Source organism: Serratia sp. TSA_198.1, assembly GCF_052686505.1.
In genome coordinates this window covers 1,583,466-1,610,122 of record NZ_JBQZFP010000001.1, presented here as the reverse complement: position 1 = coordinate 1,610,122, position 26,657 = coordinate 1,583,466, and the positions used below count along the sequence as shown (strand labels likewise).

30 protein-coding genes and 2 pseudogenes are annotated in these 26,657 nt (G+C 55.5%); 18 read left to right on the top strand and 14 right to left on the bottom strand.

The window, feature by feature from the left end; genetic code table 11:
- Positions 1-7: 7 nt before the first annotated feature.
- From ACUTSW_RS07735 to ACUTSW_RS07715, 5 genes are all read left to right on the top strand, one after another.
- Positions 8-976: a threonine ammonia-lyase gene (locus ACUTSW_RS07735; RefSeq protein WP_445584078.1), complete on the top strand. Its 969-nt coding sequence runs from the start codon at positions 8-10 to the stop codon at positions 974-976.
- Positions 977-1,127: 151 nt separating this feature from the next.
- Positions 1,128-1,307 (top strand): tail fiber assembly protein, encoded by a 180-nt coding sequence (locus ACUTSW_RS07730; protein ID WP_445584456.1) that lies wholly within the window; start codon positions 1,128-1,130, stop codon positions 1,305-1,307.
- Positions 1,308-1,495: 188 nt separating this feature from the next.
- Complete coding sequence (locus tag ACUTSW_RS07725; RefSeq protein WP_037432515.1) at positions 1,496-2,059, top strand: DUF2975 domain-containing protein; 564 nt, start codon at positions 1,496-1,498, stop codon at positions 2,057-2,059.
- Positions 2,060-2,071: 12 nt separating this feature from the next.
- Positions 2,072-2,302 carry a helix-turn-helix domain-containing protein gene (locus ACUTSW_RS07720; protein ID WP_006324462.1) on the top strand — a complete coding sequence of 77 codons (231 nt, stop codon included), beginning with the start codon at positions 2,072-2,074 and terminating at the stop codon, positions 2,300-2,302.
- Between the two features lie 322 nt (positions 2,303-2,624).
- Complete coding sequence (locus ACUTSW_RS07715) at positions 2,625-3,233, top strand: contractile injection system protein, VgrG/Pvc8 family (protein WP_445584077.1); 609 nt, start codon at positions 2,625-2,627, stop codon at positions 3,231-3,233.
- Between the two features lie 47 nt (positions 3,234-3,280).
- On the opposite strand, the gene ACUTSW_RS07710 is transcribed toward ACUTSW_RS07715, so the two are convergent.
- A complete protein-coding gene (locus ACUTSW_RS07710) occupies positions 3,281-4,969 on the bottom strand; it encodes an aspartate:alanine antiporter (RefSeq protein ID WP_062871318.1) in 1,689 nt (562 codons plus the stop codon).
- A 315-nt stretch (positions 4,970-5,284) separates the two neighbouring features.
- On the opposite strand from ACUTSW_RS07710, the gene ACUTSW_RS07705 reads away from it, so the two are divergent.
- Positions 5,285-5,674 (top strand): inner membrane protein YbjM, encoded by a 390-nt coding sequence (locus tag ACUTSW_RS07705; protein WP_445584076.1) that lies wholly within the window; start codon positions 5,285-5,287, stop codon positions 5,672-5,674.
- A 43-nt stretch (positions 5,675-5,717) separates the two neighbouring features.
- Here ACUTSW_RS07705 and ACUTSW_RS07700 read toward each other — a convergent pair whose 3' ends face one another.
- A complete protein-coding gene (locus ACUTSW_RS07700) occupies positions 5,718-5,981 on the bottom strand; it encodes a GrxA family glutaredoxin (protein WP_004942515.1) in 264 nt (87 codons plus the stop codon).
- Between the two features lie 240 nt (positions 5,982-6,221).
- On the opposite strand from ACUTSW_RS07700, the gene ACUTSW_RS07695 reads away from it, so the two are divergent.
- The 9 genes from ACUTSW_RS07695 to rlmC all read left to right on the top strand — a co-directional run bounded on the left by ACUTSW_RS07695 (position 6,222) and on the right by rlmC (position 14,542).
- On the top strand, positions 6,222-6,536 hold the full coding sequence (locus ACUTSW_RS07695) for a YbjC family protein (RefSeq protein WP_062870353.1): 315 nt from the start codon (positions 6,222-6,224) through the stop codon (positions 6,534-6,536).
- Positions 6,537-6,592: 56 nt separating this feature from the next.
- On the top strand, positions 6,593-7,495 hold the full coding sequence (rimK, locus tag ACUTSW_RS07690) for a 30S ribosomal protein S6--L-glutamate ligase (RefSeq protein ID WP_004942517.1): 903 nt from the start codon (positions 6,593-6,595) through the stop codon (positions 7,493-7,495).
- Between the two features lie 163 nt (positions 7,496-7,658).
- Positions 7,659-8,138 carry a type III secretion system chaperone family protein gene (locus tag ACUTSW_RS07685; RefSeq protein WP_004942518.1) on the top strand — a complete coding sequence of 160 codons (480 nt, stop codon included), beginning with the start codon at positions 7,659-7,661 and terminating at the stop codon, positions 8,136-8,138.
- A 408-nt stretch (positions 8,139-8,546) separates the two neighbouring features.
- Positions 8,547-9,656 (top strand): spermidine/putrescine ABC transporter substrate-binding protein PotF, encoded by a 1,110-nt coding sequence (gene potF, locus ACUTSW_RS07680; RefSeq protein WP_062792956.1) that lies wholly within the window; start codon positions 8,547-8,549, stop codon positions 9,654-9,656.
- A gap of 140 nt (positions 9,657-9,796) precedes the next feature.
- Entirely contained in the window at positions 9,797-10,930 is a 1,134-nt protein-coding gene (potG, locus tag ACUTSW_RS07675; RefSeq protein WP_013812251.1) for a putrescine ABC transporter ATP-binding subunit PotG, read from the top strand.
- 24 nt (positions 10,931-10,954) lie between these two features.
- Complete coding sequence (gene potH, locus ACUTSW_RS07670) at positions 10,955-11,920, top strand: putrescine ABC transporter permease PotH (RefSeq protein ID WP_004942521.1); 966 nt, start codon at positions 10,955-10,957, stop codon at positions 11,918-11,920.
- On the top strand, positions 11,917-12,762 hold the full coding sequence (potI, locus tag ACUTSW_RS07665; RefSeq protein ID WP_006320894.1) for a putrescine ABC transporter permease PotI: 846 nt from the start codon (positions 11,917-11,919) through the stop codon (positions 12,760-12,762). Before potH ends, potI begins: the two co-directional genes overlap by 4 nt.
- A gap of 102 nt (positions 12,763-12,864) precedes the next feature.
- Positions 12,865-13,344 carry a YbjO family protein gene (locus tag ACUTSW_RS07660; protein ID WP_004942523.1) on the top strand — a complete coding sequence of 160 codons (480 nt, stop codon included), beginning with the start codon at positions 12,865-12,867 and terminating at the stop codon, positions 13,342-13,344.
- 70 nt (positions 13,345-13,414) lie between these two features.
- On the top strand, positions 13,415-14,542 hold the full coding sequence (gene rlmC / locus ACUTSW_RS07655) for a 23S rRNA (uracil(747)-C(5))-methyltransferase RlmC (protein ID WP_445584075.1): 1,128 nt from the start codon (positions 13,415-13,417) through the stop codon (positions 14,540-14,542).
- Here rlmC and ACUTSW_RS07650 read toward each other — a convergent pair.
- From ACUTSW_RS07650 to ACUTSW_RS07610, 9 genes and pseudogenes are all read right to left on the bottom strand, one after another.
- Positions 14,539-14,777: pseudogene (locus ACUTSW_RS07650) on the bottom strand (type II toxin-antitoxin system RelE family toxin). The gene rlmC and the pseudogene ACUTSW_RS07650 sit on opposite strands and share 4 nt — an antisense overlap.
- Positions 14,767-15,016: pseudogene (locus tag ACUTSW_RS07645) on the bottom strand (prevent-host-death protein). The pseudogenes ACUTSW_RS07650 and ACUTSW_RS07645 overlap by 11 nt, the downstream one beginning before the upstream one ends.
- A 93-nt stretch (positions 15,017-15,109) precedes the next feature.
- Positions 15,110-15,844 (bottom strand): arginine ABC transporter substrate-binding protein, encoded by a 735-nt coding sequence (artJ, locus tag ACUTSW_RS07640; RefSeq protein WP_004942526.1) that lies wholly within the window; start codon positions 15,842-15,844, stop codon positions 15,110-15,112.
- Between the two features lie 206 nt (positions 15,845-16,050).
- Entirely contained in the window at positions 16,051-16,719 is a 669-nt protein-coding gene (artM, locus tag ACUTSW_RS07635; RefSeq protein WP_004942528.1) for an arginine ABC transporter permease ArtM, read from the bottom strand.
- Positions 16,719-17,435 (bottom strand): arginine ABC transporter permease ArtQ, encoded by a 717-nt coding sequence (gene artQ, locus ACUTSW_RS07630; RefSeq protein WP_013812256.1) that lies wholly within the window; start codon positions 17,433-17,435, stop codon positions 16,719-16,721. Before artQ ends, artM begins: the two co-directional genes overlap by 1 nt.
- A gap of 9 nt (positions 17,436-17,444) precedes the next feature.
- Positions 17,445-18,176 carry an arginine ABC transporter substrate-binding protein gene (artJ, locus tag ACUTSW_RS07625; RefSeq protein ID WP_445584074.1) on the bottom strand — a complete coding sequence of 244 codons (732 nt, stop codon included), beginning with the start codon at positions 18,174-18,176 and terminating at the stop codon, positions 17,445-17,447.
- A 33-nt stretch (positions 18,177-18,209) separates the two neighbouring features.
- On the bottom strand, positions 18,210-18,938 hold the full coding sequence (gene artP / locus ACUTSW_RS07620; protein ID WP_004942535.1) for an arginine ABC transporter ATP-binding protein ArtP: 729 nt from the start codon (positions 18,936-18,938) through the stop codon (positions 18,210-18,212).
- Between the two features lie 255 nt (positions 18,939-19,193).
- The gene (locus ACUTSW_RS07615) at positions 19,194-19,742 is read right to left on the bottom strand and encodes a lipoprotein (protein ID WP_445584073.1); all 549 of its coding nucleotides are present in this window, start codon (positions 19,740-19,742) and stop codon (positions 19,194-19,196) included.
- A gap of 126 nt (positions 19,743-19,868) precedes the next feature.
- Positions 19,869-20,342, bottom strand: a complete 474-nt coding sequence (locus ACUTSW_RS07610; protein ID WP_062870357.1) for an Lrp/AsnC family transcriptional regulator — start codon at positions 20,340-20,342, stop codon at positions 19,869-19,871.
- 167 nt (positions 20,343-20,509) lie between these two features.
- On the opposite strand from ACUTSW_RS07610, the gene ACUTSW_RS07605 reads away from it, so the two are divergent.
- The gene (locus ACUTSW_RS07605; RefSeq protein WP_063199795.1) at positions 20,510-20,932 is read left to right on the top strand and encodes a DUF2000 domain-containing protein; all 423 of its coding nucleotides are present in this window, start codon (positions 20,510-20,512) and stop codon (positions 20,930-20,932) included.
- A 111-nt stretch (positions 20,933-21,043) separates the two neighbouring features.
- A complete protein-coding gene (locus tag ACUTSW_RS07600; RefSeq protein ID WP_004942542.1) occupies positions 21,044-21,367 on the top strand; it encodes a heavy metal-binding domain-containing protein in 324 nt (107 codons plus the stop codon).
- 47 nt (positions 21,368-21,414) lie between these two features.
- On the opposite strand, the gene ACUTSW_RS07595 is transcribed toward ACUTSW_RS07600, so the two are convergent.
- Positions 21,415-22,944, bottom strand: a complete 1,530-nt coding sequence (locus ACUTSW_RS07595; RefSeq protein WP_445584072.1) for a DUF3300 domain-containing protein — start codon at positions 22,942-22,944, stop codon at positions 21,415-21,417.
- 190 nt (positions 22,945-23,134) lie between these two features.
- On the opposite strand from ACUTSW_RS07595, the gene ACUTSW_RS07590 reads away from it, so the two are divergent.
- Complete coding sequence (locus tag ACUTSW_RS07590) at positions 23,135-23,971, top strand: N-acetylmuramoyl-L-alanine amidase (protein ID WP_445584071.1); 837 nt, start codon at positions 23,135-23,137, stop codon at positions 23,969-23,971.
- Here ACUTSW_RS07590 and ACUTSW_RS07585 read toward each other — a convergent pair whose 3' ends face one another.
- Both ACUTSW_RS07585 and ACUTSW_RS07580 read right to left on the bottom strand, forming a co-directional pair.
- Positions 23,972-24,982, bottom strand: a complete 1,011-nt coding sequence (locus ACUTSW_RS07585) for an NAD-dependent epimerase/dehydratase family protein (RefSeq protein ID WP_004942550.1) — start codon at positions 24,980-24,982, stop codon at positions 23,972-23,974.
- Positions 24,983-25,152: 170 nt separating this feature from the next.
- The gene (locus ACUTSW_RS07580) at positions 25,153-26,592 is read right to left on the bottom strand and encodes a DUF2867 domain-containing protein (protein WP_445584070.1); all 1,440 of its coding nucleotides are present in this window, start codon (positions 26,590-26,592) and stop codon (positions 25,153-25,155) included.
- Positions 26,593-26,657 lie beyond the last annotated feature (65 nt).

The following is a 26,657-nucleotide window of genomic DNA, read 5'->3' as shown; positions in this document are numbered from 1 at the left end:
GGCAAAAATGACAACATTAATTGAATTTAACGCGGTCGTCGCGGCGGCGGAGCGGTTAGCAGGGAAGGTCATACGTACGCCAACCATTGCCGGCTCGAGATTGGCCGAAAAGATTCAGAGACCGGTTTTCCTGAAGCTTGAAAATACTCAGCTTGGCGGTTCCTTTAAAGCACGTGGGGTACTTAACAAGTTTCTGAGCCTGAAAGGCGATTTCAACGAGACCCGATTTGTCGCGGTGAGTGGCGGTAATTTTGGTATCGCCATTGCCGAGGCTGCGAAGATCTTTGGCGCCAACGTCACTATTATCATGCCCCCCAACGCGCCGGCGACCTCTGTCGACCGGGTCCGTGACCTGGGCAGTTCCGTCATCATCGAATCTGATGTCCACGCGGCATTTGAGCGCGCCAAAGTTATGGCTGACGAGGGATATGTCGTCATCGACGACTGCAACGATTCGCTGATAGCTGAAGGGCATGGAACCCTGGCGCTTGAGTTTATTGCCGATTGCCCGGAGTTAACCGACGTTTTCATTGCCGTGGGTGGCGGTGGAATGTTGGCAGGTGCGGCTACGGCGCTAAAGACCATCAAGCCGGATATCCGAATCTGGGGCGTTGAGACCGCAGGCGCCAGTTCAATGCATCAGGCGTTGCGTGCCGGAAAGCCGGTAAACATTGATGTCACCTCGATCATCTCTACCCTTGGGGTGCCGCTTATTGATGAAATGATGCTGGCCCATGCTCAAGCCTATGCCGAGGACATAGTTGTTGTCTCGGATAAGGAGGCGATTGACGGCATGCTCGCCTTTGGCGAACAGGCAAAATTATGGGTTGAACTCGCCTCCGGGGCGCTTATACCTGCAGTCATTGCCACCGCACCCAGGTTGCCCTCTGATGCCGTCATCGGGATAGTGGTGTGCGGCGGGAATATCTCGCATCACGACATGGCCAAATGGGTCGCTTACTCGCAAGAGCAGTGATTCAGGCCTGCGGGTACGGTAACGGTGCCTGATAAAATCCGCAGCCTTCCCGTTGTCATCATCGGCATTCGGGGCCTTACGGCCGTCTTCATTGGCGGGCCGTGCGGCTTCGCCCCCTCTATTTTATCTTCGGCGGCGTTCTGAGCAGTGAATCCGCATTGCATCAGCCGCCAGGATGATTGCGCCGCTACAGGATGCAGTGGATTTGGATATAGCGAGCAAGACGGGGCAAGTTAGGTTGGACGAATGGAAAAGATACCCTGTGATGCTATATCGCCTGGATATTTCAGACGCGCCTGGCATTGGCTGGCTGCCAGCACCCAGTAGCTAAAAAGGTGAATACCATGAAAGGCAGCACCAATAAGTCACTATCCTTACGGCTCGAAACTCAATCTCTGTCGAGTCAATAATCATCGTTATTTGGCAATAAATTATCGTAAAACGATAAAAAATTGTTGTTTAGTGATGTTTTGCGCGGTAGGATTCCTCCGTTTTCTACTCTTAAAAATCGAGGTCACTATGTCTACCGAACGGATTTCAATCCTGAGCCAGCGCATGGCCACAATCACACTTATGTTTCTAATCATAATCATATTACTGAATGTTGCTGGGTGGCTTTTCCCCGTTATGATTTCACGCGAAGGGGGGTATGGTTTCAGCTTCTCGCTTACTGCACAATTTGTTAAAGAAAGTGCAGCTGACTTGAGTTTATTTCCTTGGTGGCAAATTGCTGGCGCGATTATTCTGACCAGTATCCCGCTCCTGGCTCTCGCTTTTGGCCTTTACCATTTACGTTTGCTCTTTCAAACCTATGCGAAACGAGCTTACTTCTCTGCCACGGCCAGTATACATCTCGGGAAAACTGGCCGCTCAATTGCCATTTGGACTTTGCTAAATCTGATATGTGGTCCATTACTCAGTATTTGGGGAACGATGCGAGAGCCTTATGAACATAGAATGGTCACTTTCAGTTTCACACCGCAAGATGTTATGTCTTTATTTATCGCAGCTTGTGTAATGGTAATTGCACACATACTGAAGCAGGCCAGCGATCTACATGAAGAAAATCAGCAGTTTGTTTAAGGTCATTTCGATATGTCGATTATCGTAAAGCTAGATGTGGTTTTAGCTAGTCGTAAAATTAAATCAAAAGATTTGGCTTCGGCCATTGGTATTACCGAGCAAAATCTTTCATTATTTAAACAGGGAAAAATAAAGGGATTGCGTTTCTCCACGTTAAATGCAATTTGCCACTATCTTGAATGTCAGCCCGGTGACATATTAATTTACTGTCAAGATGAGTTTTTTCACGAAGATTCAGTGTGAGACTTTCTATTTTGAGATGAAGAACCTTTACGTTAGGTAAAGAGAAACTGCTCCATGAATGACGGCGTGTCTCTGGTTGCATTTGAACCGTACGGGCACATGCACAACGCATGAGACTGAAAGTGTAGAAAGTTAATAAGAAAAAGCCCGCAGCAATGCGGGTTTTGTGTTTGCGGCTTTCCCTGATGTTGCCGCATTTTTTTTATTGACCCACCCCCGCCCGACTCAATTCCGTCCCATTGATTGCGTAGATCAATGAGCCATTATTAATCGGTAAAAACGATCGTCATGTCCTCAAAACCGCCCCGGCAGGTATCACCTGTTGTCTGGCTTGTCTTCCATCACCCAACGCGTATTACCTGTCGTGCCGAGCGGCATCATGCCTGCAGCAACTCACCACGGAGCAAGCTATTCATTGCTGACCCTTTGTGCCCGGAGTGCGGATTTTCGCGGCTCACTGAATACCCGCCGGGATGAGTCTTATCATGACACCTCCCTGAGCGATATTGTGCAGAAGGTGGCGGCGCGTAATAAGCTCAACGCCACGCAGGCCGCAGGTTTAGGCACCATTAAGGTGAGCCATATTGACCAGACGCAGGAAACCGATGTGGCGTTTATTACCCGGCTCGCCTCGCTCAATACCGCATCCAACAAGGAGCAATCAGGGATCACTTTGGATTTAACAAGAAGCCTGCGAAAGCAGGTTTTTTTGTGCCTGCCAAATGGTTGCCGGCACTTTATCGCCATCAGCGAAACAGGGCCGTCCGAGGGGCCCGTTTTGCAAGGGTGGAAGGTTTTAGGCAACAAAAAACCCGATAGTCTTGAACCTAAAAAGGCGGGACTAACGGGCTCCACAAAATGGGGACATCAAAGAAAAGCAGTGGCACTAATTCAGACTACCCCCGGAAAGGAAAGTTCTCGCCGGCGATAAAAATTTCAAAATATATTTGCCACTGGTTCATCTTTGCTGCTTATCGGTTAGCCGAGTATCCCCGGCCATAACACCACAATCAACGAACCTGCCAGGGTTAACAATACGTTAGCTATGGCGTAGGTTCCGGCGTAGCCCAGCGCAGGGATGTTACTGCGTGCAGTATCGCTGATGATTTCCATTGCCGGCGCGCAGGTACGGGCTCCCATAATCGCGCCGAACAGCAAGGCGCGGTTCATGCGCAGCACATAGGCGCCAAACAGGAAGCAGATCACCACCGGCACCAGGCTGACGATCAACCCGGCGACCAGCATCTGGCCACCGACGGCGCCGAGGCTGTGGCCGATGCCCGCACCGGCGCTCAGGCCAACGCCGGCCATAAACACCATCAGGCCAAACTCTTTCACCATGTTTAACGCGCCCTGCGGAATGTAGCCGAAGGTCGGGTGGTTGGCGCGCAGGAAGCCCAGCATGATGCCGGACATCAGCAAGCCGGCGGCGTTGCCGATGCCGAACGAGAAATTGCTGAACTGGATGGTGATCTGGCCAATCATCAACCCGATGATGAAGAAGGAGCAGAAGGCCAACAGATCGGTCACCTGGCTGTGGATAGAGATAAAGCCGATCTTCTCCGCCACGCTTTTCACCCGGCGCGCGTCGCCGCTGACCTGCAGCACGTCGCCTTTGTTGAGCACTATGCTGTCGTCAATGGGCATTTCAATCTGGCTGCGGATCACCCGGTTGAGGAAGCAGCCGTGATCGGTCAGCTTTAACTGGCTCAGGCGCTTGTTTACCGCATTGCTGTTCTTGACCACGATCTCTTCGGTGACGATGCGCATGTCCAGCAAATCCCGGTCGAACACTTCTTTACCGTTGCGGAAGCTGGGGTCCAGCCGCGCGTGGGCGTCCGGGTAGCCGACCAGAGAAATCTCGTCGCCCACCTGCAGCACCGCATCGCCGTCCGGGTTCGCCAGAATGCCGTTGCGGCGGATGCGTTCTATATAGCAACCGGTCTGGCGATAAATGCCCAGCTCACGCAGGTTTTTGCCATCGGCCCAGGCCACCAGCTCCTGGCCAACGCGATAGGCGCGAATGACCGGCAGGTAAACCTTGCGCTGGCTGTCGGTGTCCAGACCGCGCTCGCGGGCAATCTGCTGGGCGGAGGTGGAGAGATCCTGATGTTGCAGCTTGGGCAGGTAGCGCGCGCCGAAGATCAGGCTTACCAGGCCAATCAAGTAGGTCAGGGCATAGCCGAGGCTCAGATGGTCCTGCGCCGCCAGCAGAGCCGGGCCGTTGACGATGGTGTTACGCAGCGTATCGCCTGCGCCCACCAACACCGGAGTCGAGGTCATCGATCCGGCCAGCATGCCGGCGGTTAGCCCGATGTCCCAATGGAACAACTTGCCAAGACCGATAGCGATCACCATCGCGGAGCCGACCATCACCAACGCCAGCATCAGGTAATTTTTGCCGTCGCGGAAAAAAATTGAGAAAAAGTTTGGCCCGGCTTCCACGCCGACGCAGAAAATAAACAGCATAAAGCCGAGATTCAGCGCTTCGGTGTTAATGGCGAAATGTTGTTGGCCCAGCAGCAGCGAAACCACCAAAACGCCAATGGAATTACCGAGTTGAACGGAGCCCAGACGAACTTTACCGAGGCACAGCCCCAGTGCGAGTACCACAAACAGTAACAGGATGTAGTTACCGTTTAACAAACTAGCGACGTTTATGTTCACGGAGGATAACTTATTGTTTACCAGTAAGTGCTTGATGTAGATGACTATAAGATATAAATTCAGTCGGAAAATGACGTCATAAATAACTAACCAGCGGAAGGCGATCCGAACCATCGATCGGCGGCGTATATTCTAGTCGCTATGGCGCGTGACAGCCAGCATTAAGCTGTGTTCCTGCGCTGCCGAACGCATTTAACTCTCTTTAGACCAAGGAAAAAGTTCAGCTCAGCGTTGTCGTTTACGGCAAGGCGTCACCTGTTTCGTGACACGGCTGATTTCTACGGGGTAGTGACGACGCTAAAGGGGAGTCTCCGCATGGCGAATTATCGGTATTGGGTGGGCATTTTAAGCTGTTCTCTGCTGTTCAGCCTGGTGTTTCTCGGCCAACAGAGTGGGGCGTTCGGCAGCACGGATCACGAGCATCACGGTGAAACCGGCCTGCTGTTGTTTGTGATACCCGGCATGATCGCCAGCTATTTGTCGAGCAAAAAACGGATCCTCTGTCCGTTGTTGGGCGCGCTGTATGCACTGCCGCTATGCCTGACGATCCGCCATTTTTGGCTGACGCCGTTTTATTCGTTCTGGCAGGAACTGGCTTATGCCACCAGTGCGGTGTTTTGGTGCGTATTCGGTGCCATGCTGGCATTGTTTGCGCGCAGCCTGCTACAGGCGTTTCAGCCAGACCACCGCCGCGAACGGCAATAAAAAAAGGCGCTTTAAGCGCCTTTTCGTCGTTAAACCTGAGGGTTTATTGGAACAGATTCAGGTTTTCTTTGGCGTAAGCTTCGAAATCGGTGAAGCCGCCAACGTGTTTTTCATCAAGGAAGATCTGCGGTACGGTTTCTACCGGCTTGCCGACGGTTTTTTCCAGGTCGGCCTTGGTGATGCCTTCAGCGTGGATATCAATGTAACGGAAGTTGAAATCGTCACGGTCTTCAGTCAGTTTTTCCGCCAACTCTTTCGCACGGACACAATAAGGACAGCCTGGGCGCCCGAAGATAACTGCAAACATGCATCACTCCTTAGTTGATATTCAATTATTTAATCGCTACTGCAACGACATTCTGTCAGCCAAAAAAGCCTCAGTCTGCGCATTACCTGCGTTGATACCGGTTACTATGCCCGTTGGCTTGGCGAAAAAAAAGCAGGAATTACCTGTTAATCTGATTCATGTAACCGATTAAGCCGCCGGGGCTGTCGCCGTCGTGGGGAATTCACTACACTGGAGGCAGTGCCTCTGGAGAAGAAAAATATGCGTTCGTTCGGTGACTTACCGCGCCCGGTGCTGGTATTGGAAGGCCTGGGTATGGTGCTGCTGGTGCTGGCCTATCTGAGTATTCACGATCATGTCCACCTGCCGGGTTGGCTGGCTTCACAGCAGGCGGCGGTGGCGATGATCTTTCTCGGGGTGGCGTTGATGGTGCCGGCGGCGGCGTTTTTGGTCTGGCGCGTGGCACAGGGCTTTGGCCCGTTGATGCGTGGCGGTCTGCCGCCGGAAAACGATCGGCACAAGCCCGATCAGAAAAACGCGTCGGACGATAAAAATGACCGTGAGCCGCGCGCTTGAGCGCCGGCCGCCGATAATATGCCTGCCTGGCAGGTAATTGCTTTTTGGGGTGACGAGTGAAAATTGCCATTCTTTCGCGCGATGGAACGCTGTATTCGTGCAAACGTCTGCTGGAAGCGGCGGAGCAGCGCGGGCACAGTATTGATATTATCGATCCGCTGTCCTGTTATATGAACATCAACCCCGCCGCGCCGACTATCCATTATCGCGGCCGTCAGTTGGACCGTTATGATGCGGTGATCCCGCGTATCGGCTCCGCCATCACTTTTTACGGCACTGCAGTGCTGCGGCAGTTTGAGCTGCTGGGCAGCTATCCGCTGAATGAATCGGTGGCGATCACCCGGGCGCGCGACAAGCTGCGCTCGCTGCAATTGCTGGCGAGGCAGGGAATAGACCTGCCGATCACCGGTTTCGCCCATTCGCCTGACGATACCGGCGATCTGATCGAGCTGGTCGGCGGTGCGCCGCTGGTGGTCAAACTGGTCGAAGGCACTCAGGGCATCGGCGTGGTATTGGCGGAAACGCGCCAGGCGGCGGAGAGCGTGATTGACGCCTTCCGCGGTCTCAATGCCCACATTCTGGTGCAGGAGTTCATTCGCGAGGCGCAGGGCAGGGACGTGCGCTGTCTGGTGGTGGGTGGCAAGGTGGTGGCCGCTATCGAGCGGCAGGCCAAGGCCGGGGAGTTCCGTTCCAATCTGCACCGCGGCGGCACCGCCCGCAAAGTGAGCATTACCGCCAAAGAGCGGGCGATTGCGGTGAAGGCCGCGACTACGCTGGGGTTGGACGTCGCCGGGGTGGATATCCTGCGTGCGGCCCGTGGCCCGCTGGTGATGGAGGTCAACGCCTCTCCGGGGCTGGAAGGGGTGGAGAAAACCACCGGGCTGGATATCGCCGGCATGATGATCGAATACATCGAACAGCGCGCCCGGCCGGGGTTTCGCCTGAAATCGGGCGGCTGAATGCCCGGCGGCAAAGATTCCGGCTTTGCGGCTGGTACTGCGACCTTTTCTCGCCCATATTTATCCTATCAGCGAATTAAGCGGCTTTGATCGTGGCGTATTGGGGCAATATTCCGTAAGCTATGCGCCTTTTTCGCGTTTTGAATATTGTGAGGCTGGTAATATGGATTCACTCATAGTCCCTGATTTGGCGTTGTTGCGACGTTGGCTGGATCAATCGGGCATTTCATTCTTTGAGTGCGATTCCTGCCAGGCGCTGCACCTGCCGCACATGCAAAACTTCGACGGCGTGTTCGACGCAAAAATCGATCTGGTAGACAACGTGATCTTGTTCTCCGCATTAGCCGAGGTGAAGCCGACCGCGCTGATCCCGCTGGTGGCCGATCTCAGCCAGATCAACGCCAGTTCGCTGACCATCAAGGCGTTTGTCGATATCCAGGACGACAACCTGCCGAAACTGATCGTCTGTCAGTCGCTGAGCATCGCCGTGGGCGTGACGCTGGAGCAGTTCACCCACTTTATGCAGCAGGGCGAAGAACAGATCTCGATGGTGATCCTCGAGGCGCGGGCGAACGATCTGCTGTTTATGGGTGACGAAGAAGAGAACCCGGCTGCCGCTGACCGCCAGCCAATGCTGCATTGATCGCCGCTGTAGATGATGCATGCCGCACCTCCGGCGGCATGCTGCCCTTATTTCCTTCCGCAATAATATATTCTGCGTTTTACCCTCTGTTGCCAGATATTTCTCGCCGTTTATGCCATTAATGGCGTATCACATAGAGAGAAACTGCATAAAAAATCGATAAAAGGCGTTTTTGGCCCTGAAGGCTGGTGCGTTCCGGCAACACCGGTTATGCTGCTGATTCTGCTAAGGGCTTGCGATTCCCCTTGTAACCACGCGAGCTGGACAGCTGAAAAAGGCGTATGCAATCAAATGCATAGCCATTCAATTCGCGGTTGCAACGATTGCGCTCGATCAGGAAAGGTTTTGTATCATTTCGGGATACAAGTTCAATTCTATGATTCACCCCTGTTTTGGAGGAAGTTACGGATGGTCACCCAACGTAAAAAGTGGTTATCGGGTGTTGTTGCCGGCTTGCTGATGGCCGCGTCCGTCACCGCGTCAGCCGATGAAAAAACGCTGCACGTCTATAACTGGTCCGACTATATTGCGCCGGACACCTTAGCTAAATTCCAGAAAGAAACCGGCATCAAAGTGGTGTACGACGTCTTTGACTCCAACGAAGTGCTGGAAGGCAAATTGATGGCGGGCAGCACCGGTTATGACCTGGTGGTACCTTCGTCCAACTTCCTTGAGCGCCAGTCGAAGGCCGGTATCTTTGAGCCGCTCGACAAGAGCAAAATGCCGAATTACAAAAACCTTGATCCCGATATGCTGAAACTGGTGGCGCATAACGACAAGGACAACAAGTACGGCATTCCTTACCTGATGGTGACCACCGGCATCGGCTACAACGTCGACAAGGTGAAAGCGGTTCTGGGCAAAGACGCGCCGGTCGACAGTTGGGATCTGATCCTCAAACCGGAAAACCTTGAAAAGCTGAAGAGCTGTGGCGTTTCCTTCCTGGATGCACCTAGCGAAGTCTATGCGACCGTGTTGCATTACCTGGGCAAAGATCCCAACAGCACCAACGCGGCGGATTACACCGGCGCAGCGAACGATCTGCTGCTCAAACTGCGGCCGAACATCCGTTACTTCCACTCTTCCCAGTACATCAACGATCTGGCGAACGGTGACATCTGCGTGGCGATCGGCTGGTCCGGCGACGTGATGCAGGCAGCTAACCGCGCCAAAGAAGCGAAGAATGGCGTGAACGTGGCTTACACCATTCCGAAAGAAGGGGCGCTGACCTATTTTGACATGTTCGCCATGCCGGCGGATGCCAAAAACAAGGACGCTGCCTACCAGTTCCTGAACTTCCTGCTCAAGCCGGACGTGATGGCGGGCATCAGCAACTTCGTGTATTACGCCAACGCGGTGAAGGATTCCACGCCGCTGGTGAACGCTGACATTCGCAACAACCCGAACGTGTATCCACCGGCCGATCTGCGCGCCAAGCTGTTTACGCTGAACGTGCAATCGCCGAAGCTGGACCGTGTCATTACCCGTGCCTGGACTAAAGTTAAAAGCGGGAAGTAATACGGAAGGGCTCAGCTTCCTGAGCCCGGTTTTCAGTCGTGTTCTGACCGGCAGGCGGGTGATCCCCGCCTGCGTTGCCATTTTGGGCCATGGCAATCGCCGTGGTTTTTTGCACTGCTTTACACCGGAGAGCACCCCGATTGAACGACGTCATTCCTCGTCCTCAAGCCAAGTCGCAGAAGGTTTTCACCCCTCTGCTGGAAATCCGTAACCTCACTAAAACCTTTGACGGCCAAAACGCGGTCGAAGACGTCAGTCTGACTATCTACAAGGGCGAAATCTTTGCGCTGCTGGGGCCGTCCGGCTGCGGCAAGTCTACGTTATTGCGCATGCTGGCCGGCTTTGAACAGCCAACGGAAGGGCAGATAATGCTCGACGGGCAGGACATGTCGCATGTGCCGCCTTACCAGCGGCCAATCAATATGATGTTCCAGTCTTACGCGTTGTTCCCGCACATGACGGTTGAGCAGAATATCGCTTTCGGCCTGAAACAGGACAAGATGCCGCGTGCTGAAATCGCCGAACGGGTGGCGGAAATGCTGTCGCTGGTGCATATGCAAGAGTTCGCCAAACGCAAGCCGCACCAGCTCTCCGGCGGCCAGCGTCAGCGTGTGGCGCTGGCGCGCAGCCTGGCCAAGCGGCCGAAGCTGCTGCTGCTGGACGAACCTATGGGCGCGCTGGATAAAAAACTGCGTGACCGCATGCAGCTTGAGGTCACGGATATTCTTGAGCGCGTAGGTGTGACCTGCGTCATGGTCACCCACGATCAGGAAGAAGCGATGACCATGGCGGGGCGCATCGCCATCATGAACCGCGGCAAGTTTGTGCAAATCGGTGAGCCGGAAGAGATCTACGAGCATCCGAATAGCCGCTTCAGCGCCGAATTTATCGGCTCGGTCAACGTCTTTGACTGCGTGCTGCAGGAACGTCATGACGATGCGCTGATCCTGCAAAGCCCGGGCCTGCGTCATGCGCTAAAAGTGGATCCGGATTCGTCGGTGGTGGACGGCGTGCCGATCCAGGTTGCGCTACGGCCGGAAAAAATCATGCTGTGCGAAGAGGTGCCGCAAGACGGCTGCAACTTTGCGGTGGGGGAAGTGGTGCATATCGCTTACCTCGGCGATTTGTCGATCTACCACGTGAAGCTGCTCAGCGGCCAGATGCTCAGCGCCCAGTTGCAGAACGGCCACCGTTTCCGCAAAGGGATGCCGACCTGGGGCGATGAAGTGCGCCTGTGTTGGGAAGCCGACAGCTGCGTAGTGTTGACGGTGTAGTTGAGAAGGTGAGGAGTACTTGTTATGACAATGCTTTCTGAACGCACGCCGTCGGAACCGCCGGCTAACGGCCCCGGCCCGCTCAAAGCGTTTTTCCAGCGCCTGCAAATGGCCCATGGCCGCAAGCTGGTGATTGCGGTGCCGCTGCTGTGGCTGATGTTGCTGTTCCTGCTGCCGTTCTTGATTGTGTTCAAGATCAGCCTGTCGGAGCTGGCGTTGGCCGTTCCGCCATACACCGATCTGATGAGCTGGGCGGAAGGCAAGCTGGATATCGCGCTCAACTTTGCCAACTACCTGCAATTGACCGACGATCCGCTGTATCTGGATGCCTATCTGCAATCGTTGCAGGTGGCGGCGGTATCGACGATTTGCTGCCTGATCATCGGTTACCCGTTGGCCTGGGCGGTGGCGCACAGCAAATCTTCAACCCGCAACATTTTGCTGCTGCTGGTGATCCTGCCGTCGTGGACCTCGTTCCTGATCCGCGTTTACGCCTGGATGGGGATCCTGAAAAACAACGGTATCCTCAACAACTTTCTGCTGTGGTTGGGGGTTATCGATCATCCGTTGGTGATCCTGCATACCAATCTGGCGGTGTATATCGGCGTGGTGTATTCCTACCTGCCGTTTATGGTATTGCCCATTTATACCGCACTGACCCGGCTGGATTACTCGCTGGTTGAGGCTTCGCTGGATCTGGGCGCCAAACCGTTGAAAACCTTCTTTAGCGTGATAGTGCCGCTGACGCGCGGCGGTATCATCGCCGGTTCGATGCTGGTATTTATCCCGGCGGTGGGCGAGTTTGTGATCCCGGAACTGCTGGGCGGGCCGGACAGTATCATGATCGGCCGCGTGCTGTGGCAGGAGTTCTTCAATAACCGCGACTGGCCGGTGGCCTCGGCGGTTGCCACCGTCATGCTGCTGTTGTTGATCGTACCTATTCTCTGGTTCCACAAGCACCAGAACAAGGAAATGGGGGGGCAGGGATGAACAACTTGCCGGTAGTGCGTTCACCGTGGCGTATCGCCATTCTGGTGATAGGTTTCACCTTCCTGTATGCGCCGATGCTGATGCTGGTCATTTACTCGTTCAACAGCTCCAAGCTGGTGACGGTATGGGCCGGTTGGTCGACGCGCTGGTATTCAGAGCTGTTCCATGATTCGGCGATGATCAGCGCCGTTGGGCTAAGCCTGACGATAGCGGCCGCTTCGGCGACCGCCGCAGTGGTGCTGGGGGCGATTGCCGCCGTGGTGATGGTGCGTTTCGGCCGTTTCCGCGGGTCAACGGGGTTTGCCTTTATGCTGACCGCGCCGCTGGTCATGCCGGACGTGATCACCGGCCTGTCGCTGCTGCTGCTGTTTGTGGCGATGGGGCACGCGTTTGGCTGGCCGTCGGAGCGCGGGATGTTCACCATCTGGTTGGCGCACGTCACCTTCTGTACCGCCTATGTTTCGGTGGTGATCAGTTCGCGCCTGCGTGAGCTGGACCGCTCGATCGAAGAGGCGGCGATGGATCTGGGCGCGACGCCGCTAAAAGTGTTCTTCGTGATCACGCTGCCGATGATTGCCCCGGCGCTGGTTGCCGGCTGGATGCTGGCGTTCACTCTGTCGTTGGATGATCTGGTTATCGCCAGCTTCGTTGCCGGGCCGGGCGCGACTACCTTGCCGATGCTGGTGTTCTCCAGCGTGCGCATGGGGGTAAATCCGGAAATCAACGCCCTGGCGAGTTTGATTCTGCTGGTGGTGGGGATTATCGGTTTGATTGCCTGGTGGTTTATGGCGCGCTCGGAAAAACAGCGATCGCGCGAATTACAAAAGGCCGCCCGTAGCTGATTCGGTTCAAACCTGCTATTTTTGCAATTATTGGTATTGCAATTGATTACCTGACTTTATATATGCCGCCTGAATAGGCGGCGTTTGGTTGTATACACGGATATGTCAGACATGCTGAACAGCAGGCAGGGAATGAGATCGACTTCAGATGCGCCAGTACCGGTGATGGTGGCCGGGACGGCAATGGTGGCTATCAAATGCATCAGCGTGCTGTTGCTGTTGGGGGAACTGGGTGTCGACGGCACTCAGGAGTTTGTCAGTACCAGCGCTCAGGCCTGGGATTCCACGTTTATCTTTCTGGCCGGCCTGCTGTTGCTGTGCCTGCAAATCAGCTGCGGTTTTGCGGTGATGCGCGGCCGCAATTGGGGGCGCTGGGGCTACGTGATTTGCCAGTGTCTGGTGGTTGGCTATTTGCTGTTGGCGACCATTGGCAGCTTTTTGCCGGAGGTTTTTACCGTTGAAGGGGAAACCAGCAGCCAGATCCTGCATGTCCTGATCCTGCAAAAAATTCCCGACGCGGTTATCCTGGCGTTACTGTTTGTTCCCGTCACCAGCCGCCGGTATTTTGCCGCCCGCGATTAAGACTTTAAGGGCGCAGAGTGCTAAACTCTGCGCCCTTAATTATTCACCCCGAACTTACAGGGTCATCTTTATGCATTGCGCTTTGTATACGGCAGTAACCTGCCGTTCCTGTCAGTGGCTGGAAAAACCTTATCCGCAGCAACTGACGGACAAACAGCATCACCTGCAATCGCTGCTGGCCGGGCGTGATGTCGCCCAATGGCTGGAACCGCTTGCCGGCGAGCAGAGCGCTTTTCGCAATAAAGCCAAAATGGTGGTCAGCGGCAGCGTAGAGCGCCCGCTGCTCGGCATGCTGCATCGCGACGGCACGCCGGTCGATCTGAGTGCTTGCCCGTTGTATCCCGCCAGCTTTGAACCCATGTTCGTGGTGTTGAAAAGCTTTATTGCCCGCGCCGGCCTGACGCCGTATAACGTGGCGCGCAAACGTGGCGAATTGAAGTACCTGTTGTTGACCGAAAGCACCCACAGCGGCGGCGTAATGCTGCGCTTTGTACTGCGTTCGGATAGCAAACTGGCGCAACTTCGCGCCGCATTGCCGTGGCTACAGCAACAATTACCGCAGCTCAGGGTGATTTCCGCCAATATTCAGCCGGTACATATGGCGATTATGGAAGGGGATCGCGAGATCCCGCTGACTGAGCAGCAGGCGCTGGAGGAGCAGTTTAATCAGGTGCCGCTGTATATCCGCCCGCAAAGCTTCTTCCAGACCAATCCCCAGGTGGCGGCCAAATTGTACGCTACCGCGCGCGACTGGGTTAGGGCGCTGGGTATCGACAGCATGTGGGATCTGTTCTGCGGCGTGGGTGGGTTTGGCCTGCACTGCGCGCAGCCGGAAACCCGGCTCACCGGCATTGAAATCAGCGCCGAAGCCATCGCTTGCGCACGCCAGTCGGCGGAAACGTTGGGGTTGCAGCACGTCAGTTTCCAGGCGTTGGACTCCACGCGTTTTGCCACCGCTGAAGGCAGCGTGCCGCAGCTGGTGCTGGTCAATCCGCCACGGCGCGGTATCGGCCAGGCGCTGTGCGACTACCTGAACCAGATGGCGCCAGGCTACATTCTGTATTCAAGCTGTAATGCCGAGAGCATGGCGAAAGACATTGAAGGGCTGCCGGATTATCGCATCGAGCGTGTGCAGCTGTTCGATATGTTCCCGCATACCGCCCATTACGAAGTATTGACGCTGCTGGTGCGTCATTAAAGGCGTTTTTTGGCAGCCGTATAGGCCTCTGAGCGTTCACGCTTACCTATCGAAAGTACCAGCACCACGATCTCCTCGTCGATGACGCGATAGACCAGACGGTAGCCGGAAGCCTTAAGCTCTATTTTATAACAATCCGGTAGGCCAGTTTTTTCTTGAATTGATCCCGAAGTACCGGGGCCAGTTTCTTAAATTCCTTTAGTGTATGTTCTTCGAATTCAAGGCTATAAGTCATCCAGATTGACCTTAATACGTTTGCCGCTCATCCGTGAACGGGCTGTTTTTACGAGTTCAATATCTTCCAGATATTCAGAGATTGCTTCCCACGTTTCCGGAGACGTAATAGCCGGAGATCTTTCCATTGGTAAGTACTGCCACAGGTTGCCCGTTGGCTTCTTTGAGCGCAGTGTTAGGCGATTTTTTAAAATCACTGATGCTGACGGCTGAATTCGCGAGGATAGGTTGAACGATCATGGCATTGCCTTTGGTATCAAATTTAATACCAAAGGCAATTATTGAAAAGCAACAAAGCAGGGCAGGGTATTCCATGCCCTGGTCGTCTTCGTCTTACTGCGGGAACCACTTGTCGTTGATGGCCTTGTAAGTCCCGTCGGCTTTGATGGCGTCCAGCGCGGCGTTCAGCTTGGCCAGCAGCGCCTTGTTGTCTGGACGCACCGCAATGCCCAGACCGGTGCCGAAGTACTGCGCGTCGGTGACGTGCTCGCCTACCGGCGCCAGTTGAGGGTTGTTCTTCAGCCATTCGTTCACCACGGCGGTATCGCCGAATACGCCGTCGATACGGCCATTTTTCAGCTCGAGAATGGCATTTTGGTAGCTGTCGTAAGAGACGGTGTTAATCTCCGGGTGCTTGTCTTGCATGTATTTCTGGTGAGTGGTGCCGTTCTCCATACCCACCTTTTTGCCTTTCAGATCGGCCAGCGAGCTGAATTTTCCTTTCTCGGCGATCACAATCGCCGAGTTGGCGTAGTACGGCTGGGTGAAGGCGACCTGTTTGCTGCGCTCCGGCGTGATATCCATACCTGAGATCACCGCATCGTATTTTTTGAATTTCAGCGCGGCGATCAGGCTGTCGAACGCCTGGTTGGTGAAGGTGCATTCCGCTTTCATTTGTTTGCACAGCGCGTTAGCCAGATCGATATCAAAACCGACGATTTTATTGCTGGCATCCAGTGATTCGAACGGCGGATAGGTGGCGGAAGCGGCGAAGCGAATGGTGTCGGCAGCGCCGGCGTTGAAGGCGATCCCGGCCAGTACCGTCGCGGCAAGTAATAGTTTTTTCATGCGTAAAGCTCCTGTCTGCAAGTCTGCGTGTTTTTATCGCGCCACCGCTTGATTTTACTGACAATAACCCAAAGGTTCTCGCGGTGGTCGCTGGCGTTTACCCTGCCACTTAATGAATTGGTATGCAATATAAATGATTAAAAAAGTACAGCGGAAATAAAAAGCCCTGCGCGAAGGCAGGGCTTTTAGACTGACTGGCCGATCACTCAGTTGCGGCGTTCGAACGCCAGCGCACGCCGCTCGACGATACGCATCAACAACGTCAGCAGGCCATTGACGCACAAATACACCAGACCGGCGGCGCCAAATACCATCACGTCATAGGTGCGGCCATACATCAGTTGGCTGTAGCCCATCACTTCCATCAAGGTAATGGTATAAGCCAGCGAGGTGCTTTTGAACACCAGAACCACTTCGTTGGAGTAGGACGACAGCGCGCGCTTGAAGGCGAAAGGCAGCAGAATGCGCAGCGACTGTGAGCGTGACATGCCCAGCGCTTCGCAGGATTGCCATTGACCGGCCGGGATCGCCCGCACCGCACCGTAAAACAGCTGGGTGGTGTAGGCCGCGCTGTTCAGCGCCAGCGCGATCATCGCGCACAGCCACGGCTGCGACAGCAGGTTCCATAACCACGGATACTCACGGATCGCCGGGAACTGGCCGGGGCCATAGTAGATCAGGAATATCTGCACCAGCAGCGGGGTGCCGGTGAACAGCGTGATATAGATCTTCACGAGCGGCGTCAGGATCGGCGTTTTCAGCGTCAGGATCACCGTCAGCAGCAGCGACAACACCAATGCCACAATCAGCGCGGTGATGGTCAGCGTCAGGCTGGTGTGCAGCCCTTTGATAATTTCCGGCAAGAACTCAAGCATCAGACAGGCCCCCGCTCAAAACGCGTGGTACGCAGTTCGATGCGTTTGAGGGCGTATTGGCTGAACAGGGTGACGACCAGATAGATAGCCGCCGCAATGACGTACCAGGTAAAAGGCTCCTGGGTGCGGGTGGCGATGCTCTTGGTTTGCAACATCAGATCGTTAACGCTGATCAATGACACCAGCGCGGTATCTTTCAGCAATACCAGCCATTGGTTGCCGAGGCCGGGCAGCGCATGGCGCCACATCTGCGGCATGATCAGGCGAAAGAAAATGGCCGCCGTACTCATCCCGAGCGCCTGTCCGGATTCCCATTGGCCCTGCGGCACGGCCTTCAATGCCCCGCGCAGCGTCTGCGACGCATAAGCCGAATAGAGCAGGGCGAGCGCGATCACGCCGCACAGGAATGGGCTGACTTCAAAGTTATCGATCGCCAGTTGAATGGGCAGTTGGAACAGGCCGAAATTCAGGGTGAAGCCGTCGGACAGCATCAACAGCAGCTGCGACGAACCGAAATAGATAAACAGCACCACCAGAATTTCCGGCAGGCCGCGCAGCAGCGTGACCCAGGCAGTGCCGAGCCAACTGACCACTTTCCAGCGTGACGATTCCCAGACGGCAAACAGCATCGCCAGGATCAGCCCGAGGATAAGGGCGCAAACGGCAAGGCCGACGGTCATCCCGGCGGCGCTTGCTAGAGGTTGAATTTCATTCATCGGGGTTGATTACTGCTGGAACCATTTTTTGTAGATGGTTTCGTAAGTCCCATCCTGCTTGATTTTGTCCAGAGCCGCATTGAACTTGCCCTGCAACTCGGTATTTTTCTGACGCACGGCAATGCCCAGACCGGTGCCGAAGTAATCTTTGTCCGTCACTTTATCGCCTACCGCCACCAGCGCAGCGTTTTGTTTCAGCCATTCGTTGACCACCGCAGTGTCACCGAATACCGCGTCAACGCGGCCATTTTTCAGATCCAGAATGGCATTCTGATAGCTGTCATAAGGCACGGTCGTGATTTCCGGGTGTTTGTCGGTCAGGTATTTTTGATGGGTGGTGCCATTTTGCACGCCCACTTTTTTGCCTTTCAGCACAGCAACGTCAGCCACTTTGCCTTTCTGCGCGACAAACAGGGCGGAGTTGTCGTAATACGGCTTGGTGAACAGCACCTGTTTTTCACGCTCAGGCGTGATGTCCATACCGGCCATGACCGCGTCGAAGCGCTTGAACTTCAGGCTTGGGATCAGGCTGTCGAAGGCCTGATTGGTGAAGGTACAGTCGGCCTGGATCTCTTTACACAGCGCATTGGCCAGATCGACGTCAAAGCCCTGGATCTTGTTGCCGGCGTCAATAAATTCAAATGGAGGATATGACGCTTCGGTAGCGAAACGGATCGTTTCGGCTGCAGAGGCGGAAACGCTGATGCCGGCCAGAACGGCGGCGATTATTAGTTTTTTCATCGCAAACTCCCCAAATTACAGCAAGTAAAATTATTAGTGTGATAAGTAATTGGCAAACTCGGTGGTCTGCGGCTGTGCAAAATGACTGGCGTCGCCCTGTTCCACCACGCGACCGTTTTCCATGTACACCACGCGGCTGGCGGTCTTGCGCGCCACTTCCACTTCGTGGGTCACAATCACCTGGGTGATCCCGGTGCCGGCCAATTCGCGAATGATGCTGACGATCTGGGCGGTAATTTCAGGATCCAGCGCGGCGGTCGGTTCATCGAACAGCAGTACCTGTGGCTCCATCATCAACGCTCGGGCAATCGCCACACGCTGTTGCTGGCCGCCGGAAAGGTGCAACGGGAAACGATCGGCAAAGTCGGTCAGGCGCAAACGCTTCAGCAGTTTGTCCGCGCGCTCCATCGCCTGCGCCTTGGACAGGCACAACACGCGACATGGCGCCTCGATCAGGTTCTGCACCACGGTGAGGTGTGGCCAGAGGTTGTATTGCTGGAACACCATGCCAACGTTCTGACGCAGCTCGCGAATGGCTTTTTCGCCCGGCGCCTGTTTGAAATCGAATTGGTTGCCGGCGATCTGCAATTGGCCCGAACGCGGCATTTCCAGCAGGTTCAACACCCGCAGCAATGAGCTTTTCCCGGCGCCGCTTGGACCAAGCAGCACCAAAGTTTCCCCTGCTGGGCAATCCAGCGTGATGTCAAACAGCGCCTGATGTGCGCCGTAATAGCAGTTGATACCGTTAAGTTGAATGCTCATGCGCCAGAATTGAATAGATATTGATGCCGCGAATGTTAACTTCCACAGAATACTTATGCAATCTTTGTGCGTTAAAATTTATTACTGCGCGGCAGAATAGTAAAAGAATAGCACAAGATACCGCGACTCAGGTTCGAAGGGGGGATTTGTCGTGCATGCTGTGAGGTATGTAGCGAAATTTCTTAAGTTGAGCGAACTTTGAGCGCAATCAAGGCATTTGTCCACCGACGCCGAAGAGCGCCGGTGGCGGGGGGCTTACTGGTTTTCCAGCACCTGGCGCAATGTGCCGCTGGCGGCGTGCGGAGGTACGTTCAGGTAGCGGATATCATCCACGACCCAACAGGTGCCTTCACGCACCATCAGCACCTCATCTTGCCAGTTGACCGCACTGCCGCCGTCTTTCTGGTGGCTCAATTGAACCCGCAGCGGGATATTTTTCGCATCGGTATTAGGAATGGTAGACGCGCTGGCGACGGTGGCGCTGGCCGCCCCCTGGGCATTGCCGGAGAACAGATCGCCGGTTACCTGATGCTTGCCCGGGTTTTGATTGGCGGCGACCAGATCCTGGTACAGCACCTTACTCAGATAAGGCTGCAACTGTGCCAGACGGTTGCTGTCCGGCAGGGAAGCCGCAGGGCCTTGTTGCAGGCGCAGATCGTAAAATTTCTGTGCGACCGTATCCGGGCCGCCTTCCACACAACCGCCGGTACGGGTGCCGATATCCTTGAATGCCGGATCGACGGTGGTACAGGCACTCAATAACAGCGCTAAGGGAAAAACAGCCGCAATCGTTTTTGTTTTCATCTCATTACCTTATGTGAAAGTCTCTACCATGAAGAACGATAACTTACAGTTTATACGCAGAAAACTTTATCACCAAAATAGGTTGGCGGTTTATCAGATGCTGCACTTTCCTGCCGTCGCGCCGCTTTATTTCTTGATCGGGAACGCCACAAAGGGTTTGATTTCCTTGAGCACAAACATGCTCTGCATCTCTTTGATGCCAGGCAGACGACGGATCACCGACATGGAAAAGTCGGCATAGGTATCCAAATCGCCGGCGACAACCTGCAGGAGAAAGTCGGCATCTCCCCCAATACTGTAGCAGGCCACCACGTCTTCTAATTCGATGACTTCTCGTTCAAATTTTCTCGCTTCCGCCTCGCTGTGGCTGTCGATGCTTACGCGGATAAACACCATCACCCCCAGCCCGATTTTGCGTCGGTCCAGCACGGCCCGATACCCCTGGATAACGTCGTCCTCTTCCAGTTTCCGTACTTTTCGCCAGCAGGGCGACGCGGACATGCCCAGTTCATCGGCCAGGGTTTGGTTAGTGATGCGTGCGTCCTGTTGCAGGGCCGCGAGAATTTTAATGTCTGTCTGAGATAACGGGTTTTTGTTCATTTTATTTCTTTAAACGATGCTGAATAGGTAAGTTTTACCTTAATCATGCCTTTCTTCAACGCAAGCAGGTCATTATTTCCTCCCCTGAAGTGGCATAATATTTGCCGAGAAGTGAGCTATTCCAGACAGGGCGGCCATTCAGGCGAGTTGATTTTATGGGGGAGAGTATGCAGTTTGACGCGTCCAGACATAAATGCACCATCGTGATCGATGAAGCGTTGGCGGTAGGGTTGGCGATGAACGCCGCCAGCGTGATCGGTATCAGTTTTGGCAAGACGTTCGAGAATTTGGTCGGGCCGGATTTATCCAGCGGCGATGGCGTGCGCTATCCCGGTGTCATTTATGCGCCGCTGCCGGTCTTGCGAGCGCCTAACGCCACGATTCAGGCATTGTTGAACAGCGCGGGCGACGATGAAGACATTTACAGCATGCCATTCAGCGCCTTGGCTCAATCGTGTCGGACCTATGACGAATATGGCGAACGGATCTCAGCCGTTAACAGCGAACATATTGAGCTGGTGGCGATTGGGCTGGTCGGGCCGAAGAAAAAAATCACCAGGCTGACCGGCAATTTGCCCTTGTTTAAATAGAAGCGCTTGGGTATGCGCATGAGTAATGTGTTTATTGCATATTATATTAAGAACATATGAGTAAACTTGTGGTCTTAGAAGCGTAATCAGCGAATCAAACAAGGAGTTCTGATGCAGCTTTCAACCACCCCGACCCTGGAAGGGTTTACCATTACCGAATACTGCGGTGTCGTCACCGGCGAGGCGATTCTCGGCGCCAATATTTTTCGAGATTTCTTCGCCGGCGTGCGCGATATCGTCGGCGGCCGCTCCGGCGCTTACGAGAAAGAACTGCGTAAAGCTCGCTTGATCGCTTTCCAGGAGCTGGAAGAACAGGCGAAAGAGCTGGGTGCCAACGCGGTGGTCGGCATTGATATCGACTACGAAACCGTGGGCAAAGACAGCAGCATGCTGATGGTGACCGTCAGCGGCACCGCAGTGAAAGTCAGCCGCTAACCCGCATTTTATGAAACGCCCCGGCAAATTGTCGGGGCGCAGTCTATTTATCCCACCTTGTGTTCTTCAGGCTTCAGCGGGCGATGTTCCTGCGGTTTTGCCGCGGGTATCAGATGCTGTTCCTGTGGTTTTGCCGCGGGTATCAGATGCTGTTCCTGTGGTTTTGCCACGGGTATTGGGTGTTGCTCCTGCGGTTGACGCAACGGGGGTTGATGCTGTTGCATCGGCGTAGGTCGATTCATTACCGGTGGCGCAATAGCATGACTCACCGGCCTGACCGTCGGTGAAGGCGCGTAGGCCGGATGAGGAGCCGCTGCCAATGGCGCAGGCTGATGCGTTGCCCGGTTATCCGCCTGACGCGGTGGTGGCGTTTCCGTCCGCGGATGTTGTGGCATTGCCGCAGGGGCAGAATGGTTAAAGTTTGGCATGCTCATCGGCTGATGGACGACGGAGGGCTGCGTTACCGGGCGGGGTGCCGGAGGCGCTGAAGGGGTGAAGGCCGGCATTCCTGCCGGTGGATGAGCGTTGCCTGCCTGCTGGGGGGCAAAGTGCGGTTTTGCTATGGTGGCAAAATTCGGCGCCGGGTGCTCTGCCGTTGGCGTGGTCGGAACGAAATGCGGCGCCTGATTCACCCGCGTATTGTAGTTATTCAGGGTATTGGTGCGGTTCACATTATTGTACTGATTGATATTGGTAACGTGATTAATCACAGTGGTGGAGCGCGATATATAAGGCGCATTGTTGTAAATCACCGGTTGACGCCGATCGCCCCAGTGCACATCCCAGTTATGCCAGCTGTTGTCGTGCTGATTGATCAAGGCGCCGACCGCGATGCCGACACCAAAGCTGATAACGCCGGCCGCCAGCATATCCCCACCGCTGTAGCCAGAGGCCGGTTGATAGCGATAGCCGGGGTAGCTCGGCACCGTTTCGCCGTAGGCCACCCAGGGATCGTAACGCGGCACATAAACCACATCCGGCTGGCTGGGTTCAATCACAATCACCCGATCGGGCGCGGTGACCACGGTTTGTTGATAGGGTTGCTGCTGGAGAGCGTGCGTAGCCGGTGCAAGCACCACCCGTTGTTGAGGGGAGTTTTTCAGCGTGCCTTTGTTCGCCGCGCGTTGGCGCATTACCTGGATAGCGTTCATTACGTCGGTGGGATCGTTGACGTAAGCATTGCCCAGCGCACTGGTCCAGGGAAGGTTTTTCGCCATTTGGTCCAGCACGTCAGGGAATTGTACCAGGCTGCGAACGCTGGGATCCCAGGGTTGGGCGTCTGCGGCCGTGGCGAGCGCCGCCGGTTGCAGGCTGCGGTTCTGCGCCAGCCAATTATCTGCGGCGCTGATTTGATCGGGATAACCCGCACCGGCCAACACCTGGGCCAGTAGCTTGTCGGGGAACAGCGCTACCGGGCTCACCAACTGATAGAGTTGATCGGCGCTTAGCGGCGTATAGGCAGGTGCAGCGGCGGGCTGGGTTACACCCATTACGCCGGCGACACTTTTCTGATCGCAACCGCTGAGCGGCAGCAGAGCGATACAGATCAACCCGGTTAAACACTTCGATTTGCGCATGGTTTATTCGCTTATTTCGGCACAGGTAATATGATGAGGCTATCACCTGTGGGGCGGGCTGCCAGTGCTGAGCAATACTCGCTTGCACATCTGGCGGGTCTGTCATCATTTATTGATTAACTGGATTATTGGATACAAGTTAATCAACCTGAGTTACAAATGTGGGGATCTGACCCAGGGGGAGGGATACGTGAAAATTTGGCCAGGGATCATTGCCGCCACGCTGCTTGCCGGCTGCCAAACTGCACCGCAGGGTACCACCGTCGATCGCGGCGGCTACCAGCTTGAAACTCTGCATCAGGCGCAAGGCGCCGACCAGCGCATCCGTTTTCTGGTGATGCACTACACGGCGGAAGATTTTCATTCTTCGTTGAAAACCCTGACGGATGAACACGTCAGCGCACATTACCTGCTGCCGGCGCATCCGCTGCGCGAACAGGGCAAACCGGTTGCCTTTCAACTGGTGCCGGAAGCGTTGCGCGCATGGCACGCCGGGGCCAGCTATTGGCGCGGTCGTACCAGCCTGAATGACACCTCTATAGGCATTGAAATCGTCAATCGCGGGTTCAGCCGCCGCATGCTGTTTACCCACTGGCAGCCGTATACGTCGGAGCAAATCGCGCTGTTGATCCCGCTAAGCCGGGATATCATTCAGCGCTACGGCATTCAGCCGACCGACGTGGTGGGGCACAGCGATATAGCGCCGCAACGCAAGCAGGATCCCGGCCCGCTCTTTCCCTGGCAGCAACTGGCAGAAGCGGGGATCGGCGCCTGGCCGGACGCGGCAGAGGTGCAAAGGCGATTGGCGGGGCGTGATCGCCATGCGGCGGTGCCGTTGGCGCCGCTGCTGGAAAAGCTGGCGCGCTACGGGTATGGCGTCGATGCGCTGTGGGATGCACGGCAACAACGAAACCTGTTGGCGGCGTTCCAGATGCATTTCCGGCCCAGCGATTTTCGCGGTGAGCCGGATGCTGAAAGCGAGGCGATTGTCGATGCGTTGCTGCAGAAGTACGGTGCGGCGCGTTGATTACAGGCCGTACAGCTTGCCGTGTTCTTTCAGCCAGCGGGCGGTGCGGGTAATGCCTTCATCCAGCGAAACAATCGGCTGATAACTCAGTTCCTGCTGCGCGCGGGTGGTATCCAGCGTCAGATCAAAATTGAGCTTGGCGACGCCATAATGGGTGAGCACCGGTTCTTTCTCGCTTTTACTGCCGAGCTTCTCCATGCCGCGGGCCATCATATCCAGCATCGGGTAGGGCACCGAGCGGATCCGGCATTTCATGCCCAGTTCGTCGATCAACTGCTGTACCACGCTGCGCAGCGGGCGTGCCTGCTGGTTGGTGATGTTGTAGGCGCGCCCGGACGGCGTATCCTCTTTTTGGGTCGCCAGCCACATGGCGTGTACCGCGTTCTCCAGATAAGTCATGTCCACCAGCGCTTCACCGCCGCGCGGCAGCAGCAGGTTGCCGTAATGCTTAATCATCTGCAGCAGGCGCGGCAACATCACTTTGTCGTGAGGGCCAAACAGCCCCTGAGGGCGCAGGATGGTGAAGTGGGTCTGCGGGTTGGACAGCGCCAGCTGCTGGATCACCTGTTCGCCGGCGGCCTTGCTGCGTGCAAACTCGTTGGCGTAGCGCGCCGGCCGGAAGTCTTCGGTAATGTTGCGATGGTGATGATAATCGAAATAAATCGCCGGCGAAGAGATATGGATAAACTGCGAAACGCCGTAGGCCGCCGCCCACTCGCCCAGGCGACGGGTGGCGCGCACGTTGGCCAGCTCAAACGCCTCTTCGGTGCCCCAGGGGGAGGTAAAACTGGAGCAATGCCACAGCACGTCCACCTCGGCCAGCATCGCTTTGGCCTGCGACGAGATCAGGTTGGTGAGATCGGCATGAATGAATTCCGCGCCCATTTTTTCCAGCAAACTGCCCATGGCCTGGTTACGGCCGGTGGCGCGTACTTTTATGCCCTGGCGGCGGAGATATTCAACGGCGTTACGGCCTAACCCACTGGTTGCACCGGTGACCAATACCTTCATAACGAACTCTATTCTCGCCAAAAATCAGAATGCTGAAGGCCGTCAGCGGCACCCCAGCAAATAAGATGCCATTCTTCCGTGATTTCGTGCGCTATGCAATCGGAAAGGACCTAACCGCAGCAGCAAACTGTGCGGTTGATCGACAAATGAACATCAGGCCGTGCAGCGGGTCACGGCAGATTGTATTCGTTCTCTTCGGCCAGCTTCGCAATACGCCGTGCCATGCCGCGAAAAATGAACAGGTGGGCGGGCATCATGGCGAACCAGTACAGCAACCCGCTGAAACCGGCGGGATGCCACCAAGCGCGGACATCAAGGCTGCGGCGATCGCCGTGATCTTTGATAGTGAAGGTTAAACGCCCCAGGCCGGGCGCTTTCATGCCGAACAAGAGCGCCAGTTGACGTAGCGGCTTGAGAGTGATCACTTTCCAACCGTCGACCAGATCGCCCACTGCCAGCGTATCGCGTGGCGGGCGGCCATACACCACCCGATTGCCGATCATATCGTCCATGCGGGCGCGGATCTGCCACAGGAGGTTGGCATAGAAATACCCCTCTTTGCCGCCCAATTGCTGCACCACGTGCCACAAGGCCTGGCTGGACGCGTGGGTTTCCAGCGTGCAACCCGCCTGCTTGGGATAGAAACCATAGCCCGGCCGCCAGCGCGCCCGCGCCTCCGGATCGTAGCCCCAGTCGGCGGAGTCGACCACCTCCTTCTCGCGGCGCAGGGTTTCGCGTACCGCCTCATCGAAGGTTTGCAGCGTTTGCGGGATCAGTGCTTGCAACGGTTTCCCGTCGGCGGGCAGATCGTGGTTCAGGCCTTGAATCAGCGCGCTGGCGATGGACGTGGGCACGGAGGTGATCAGGCTGATAAACCAGACGGAAATAAAGCGCGTGGGCAGGGGAATGGGGATCAGCCAGCGCTTCTTGCCGCTGATCCTGATGAAACGCTCAAACATCGTCTGGTAGCTGATATATTCCGGCCCGGCGACGTCAAAAATGCGATTTTCTTCCGCCGGATGCGCCAGCAGGTCGGCCAGATACACCAGCAGGTTTTCCAGCGCCACCGGCGAAGATTTAGAGCGCACCCAGCGCGGCGGCGTCAGCACCGGCAGGTTGTAGACCATATCGCGCATCACTTCGAACGCCGCCGAACCTGGGCCGACGATAATACTGGCGCGCAATTCGGTGACCGGGATGCCGCTTTGGCGCAGTATCTCGCCGGTTAGCTTGCGTGCCACCAGGTGCGGCGAACTGTCGCCGGTCGGCTGCAGGGCACCGAGAAAAATGACCTGTTTGACGCCGGAGCTGCGCAGCGCATCGCGCAGGTTTTCCGCCGCCTGGCGTTCCTTTTCTATAAAGTCATCACCGTCGCCCATACCGTGGATAAGATAATAAAGGGTATCTATATCCCATAGCGCGGCGCCCAGGGTTTCCGGGCGATAAACGTCGACATAGTGGCAGTTAACCTGCGGCCAGTTCTGGTCCTGCAACCATTCCAGACGGCGCGCGGCGGCGGTAATGGTATGTCCCTGCTCGATCAGGTGAGGGATCAGGTTCTGGCCAATGTAGCCGCTGGCTCCGAGAACCAATACGCGTTGGGGTGTCATCAGCGCTGCCTTATGCAGTGAAAGTCGGTGACAGAATGCCAAACCTGGCGTTTAAATGCACTTTT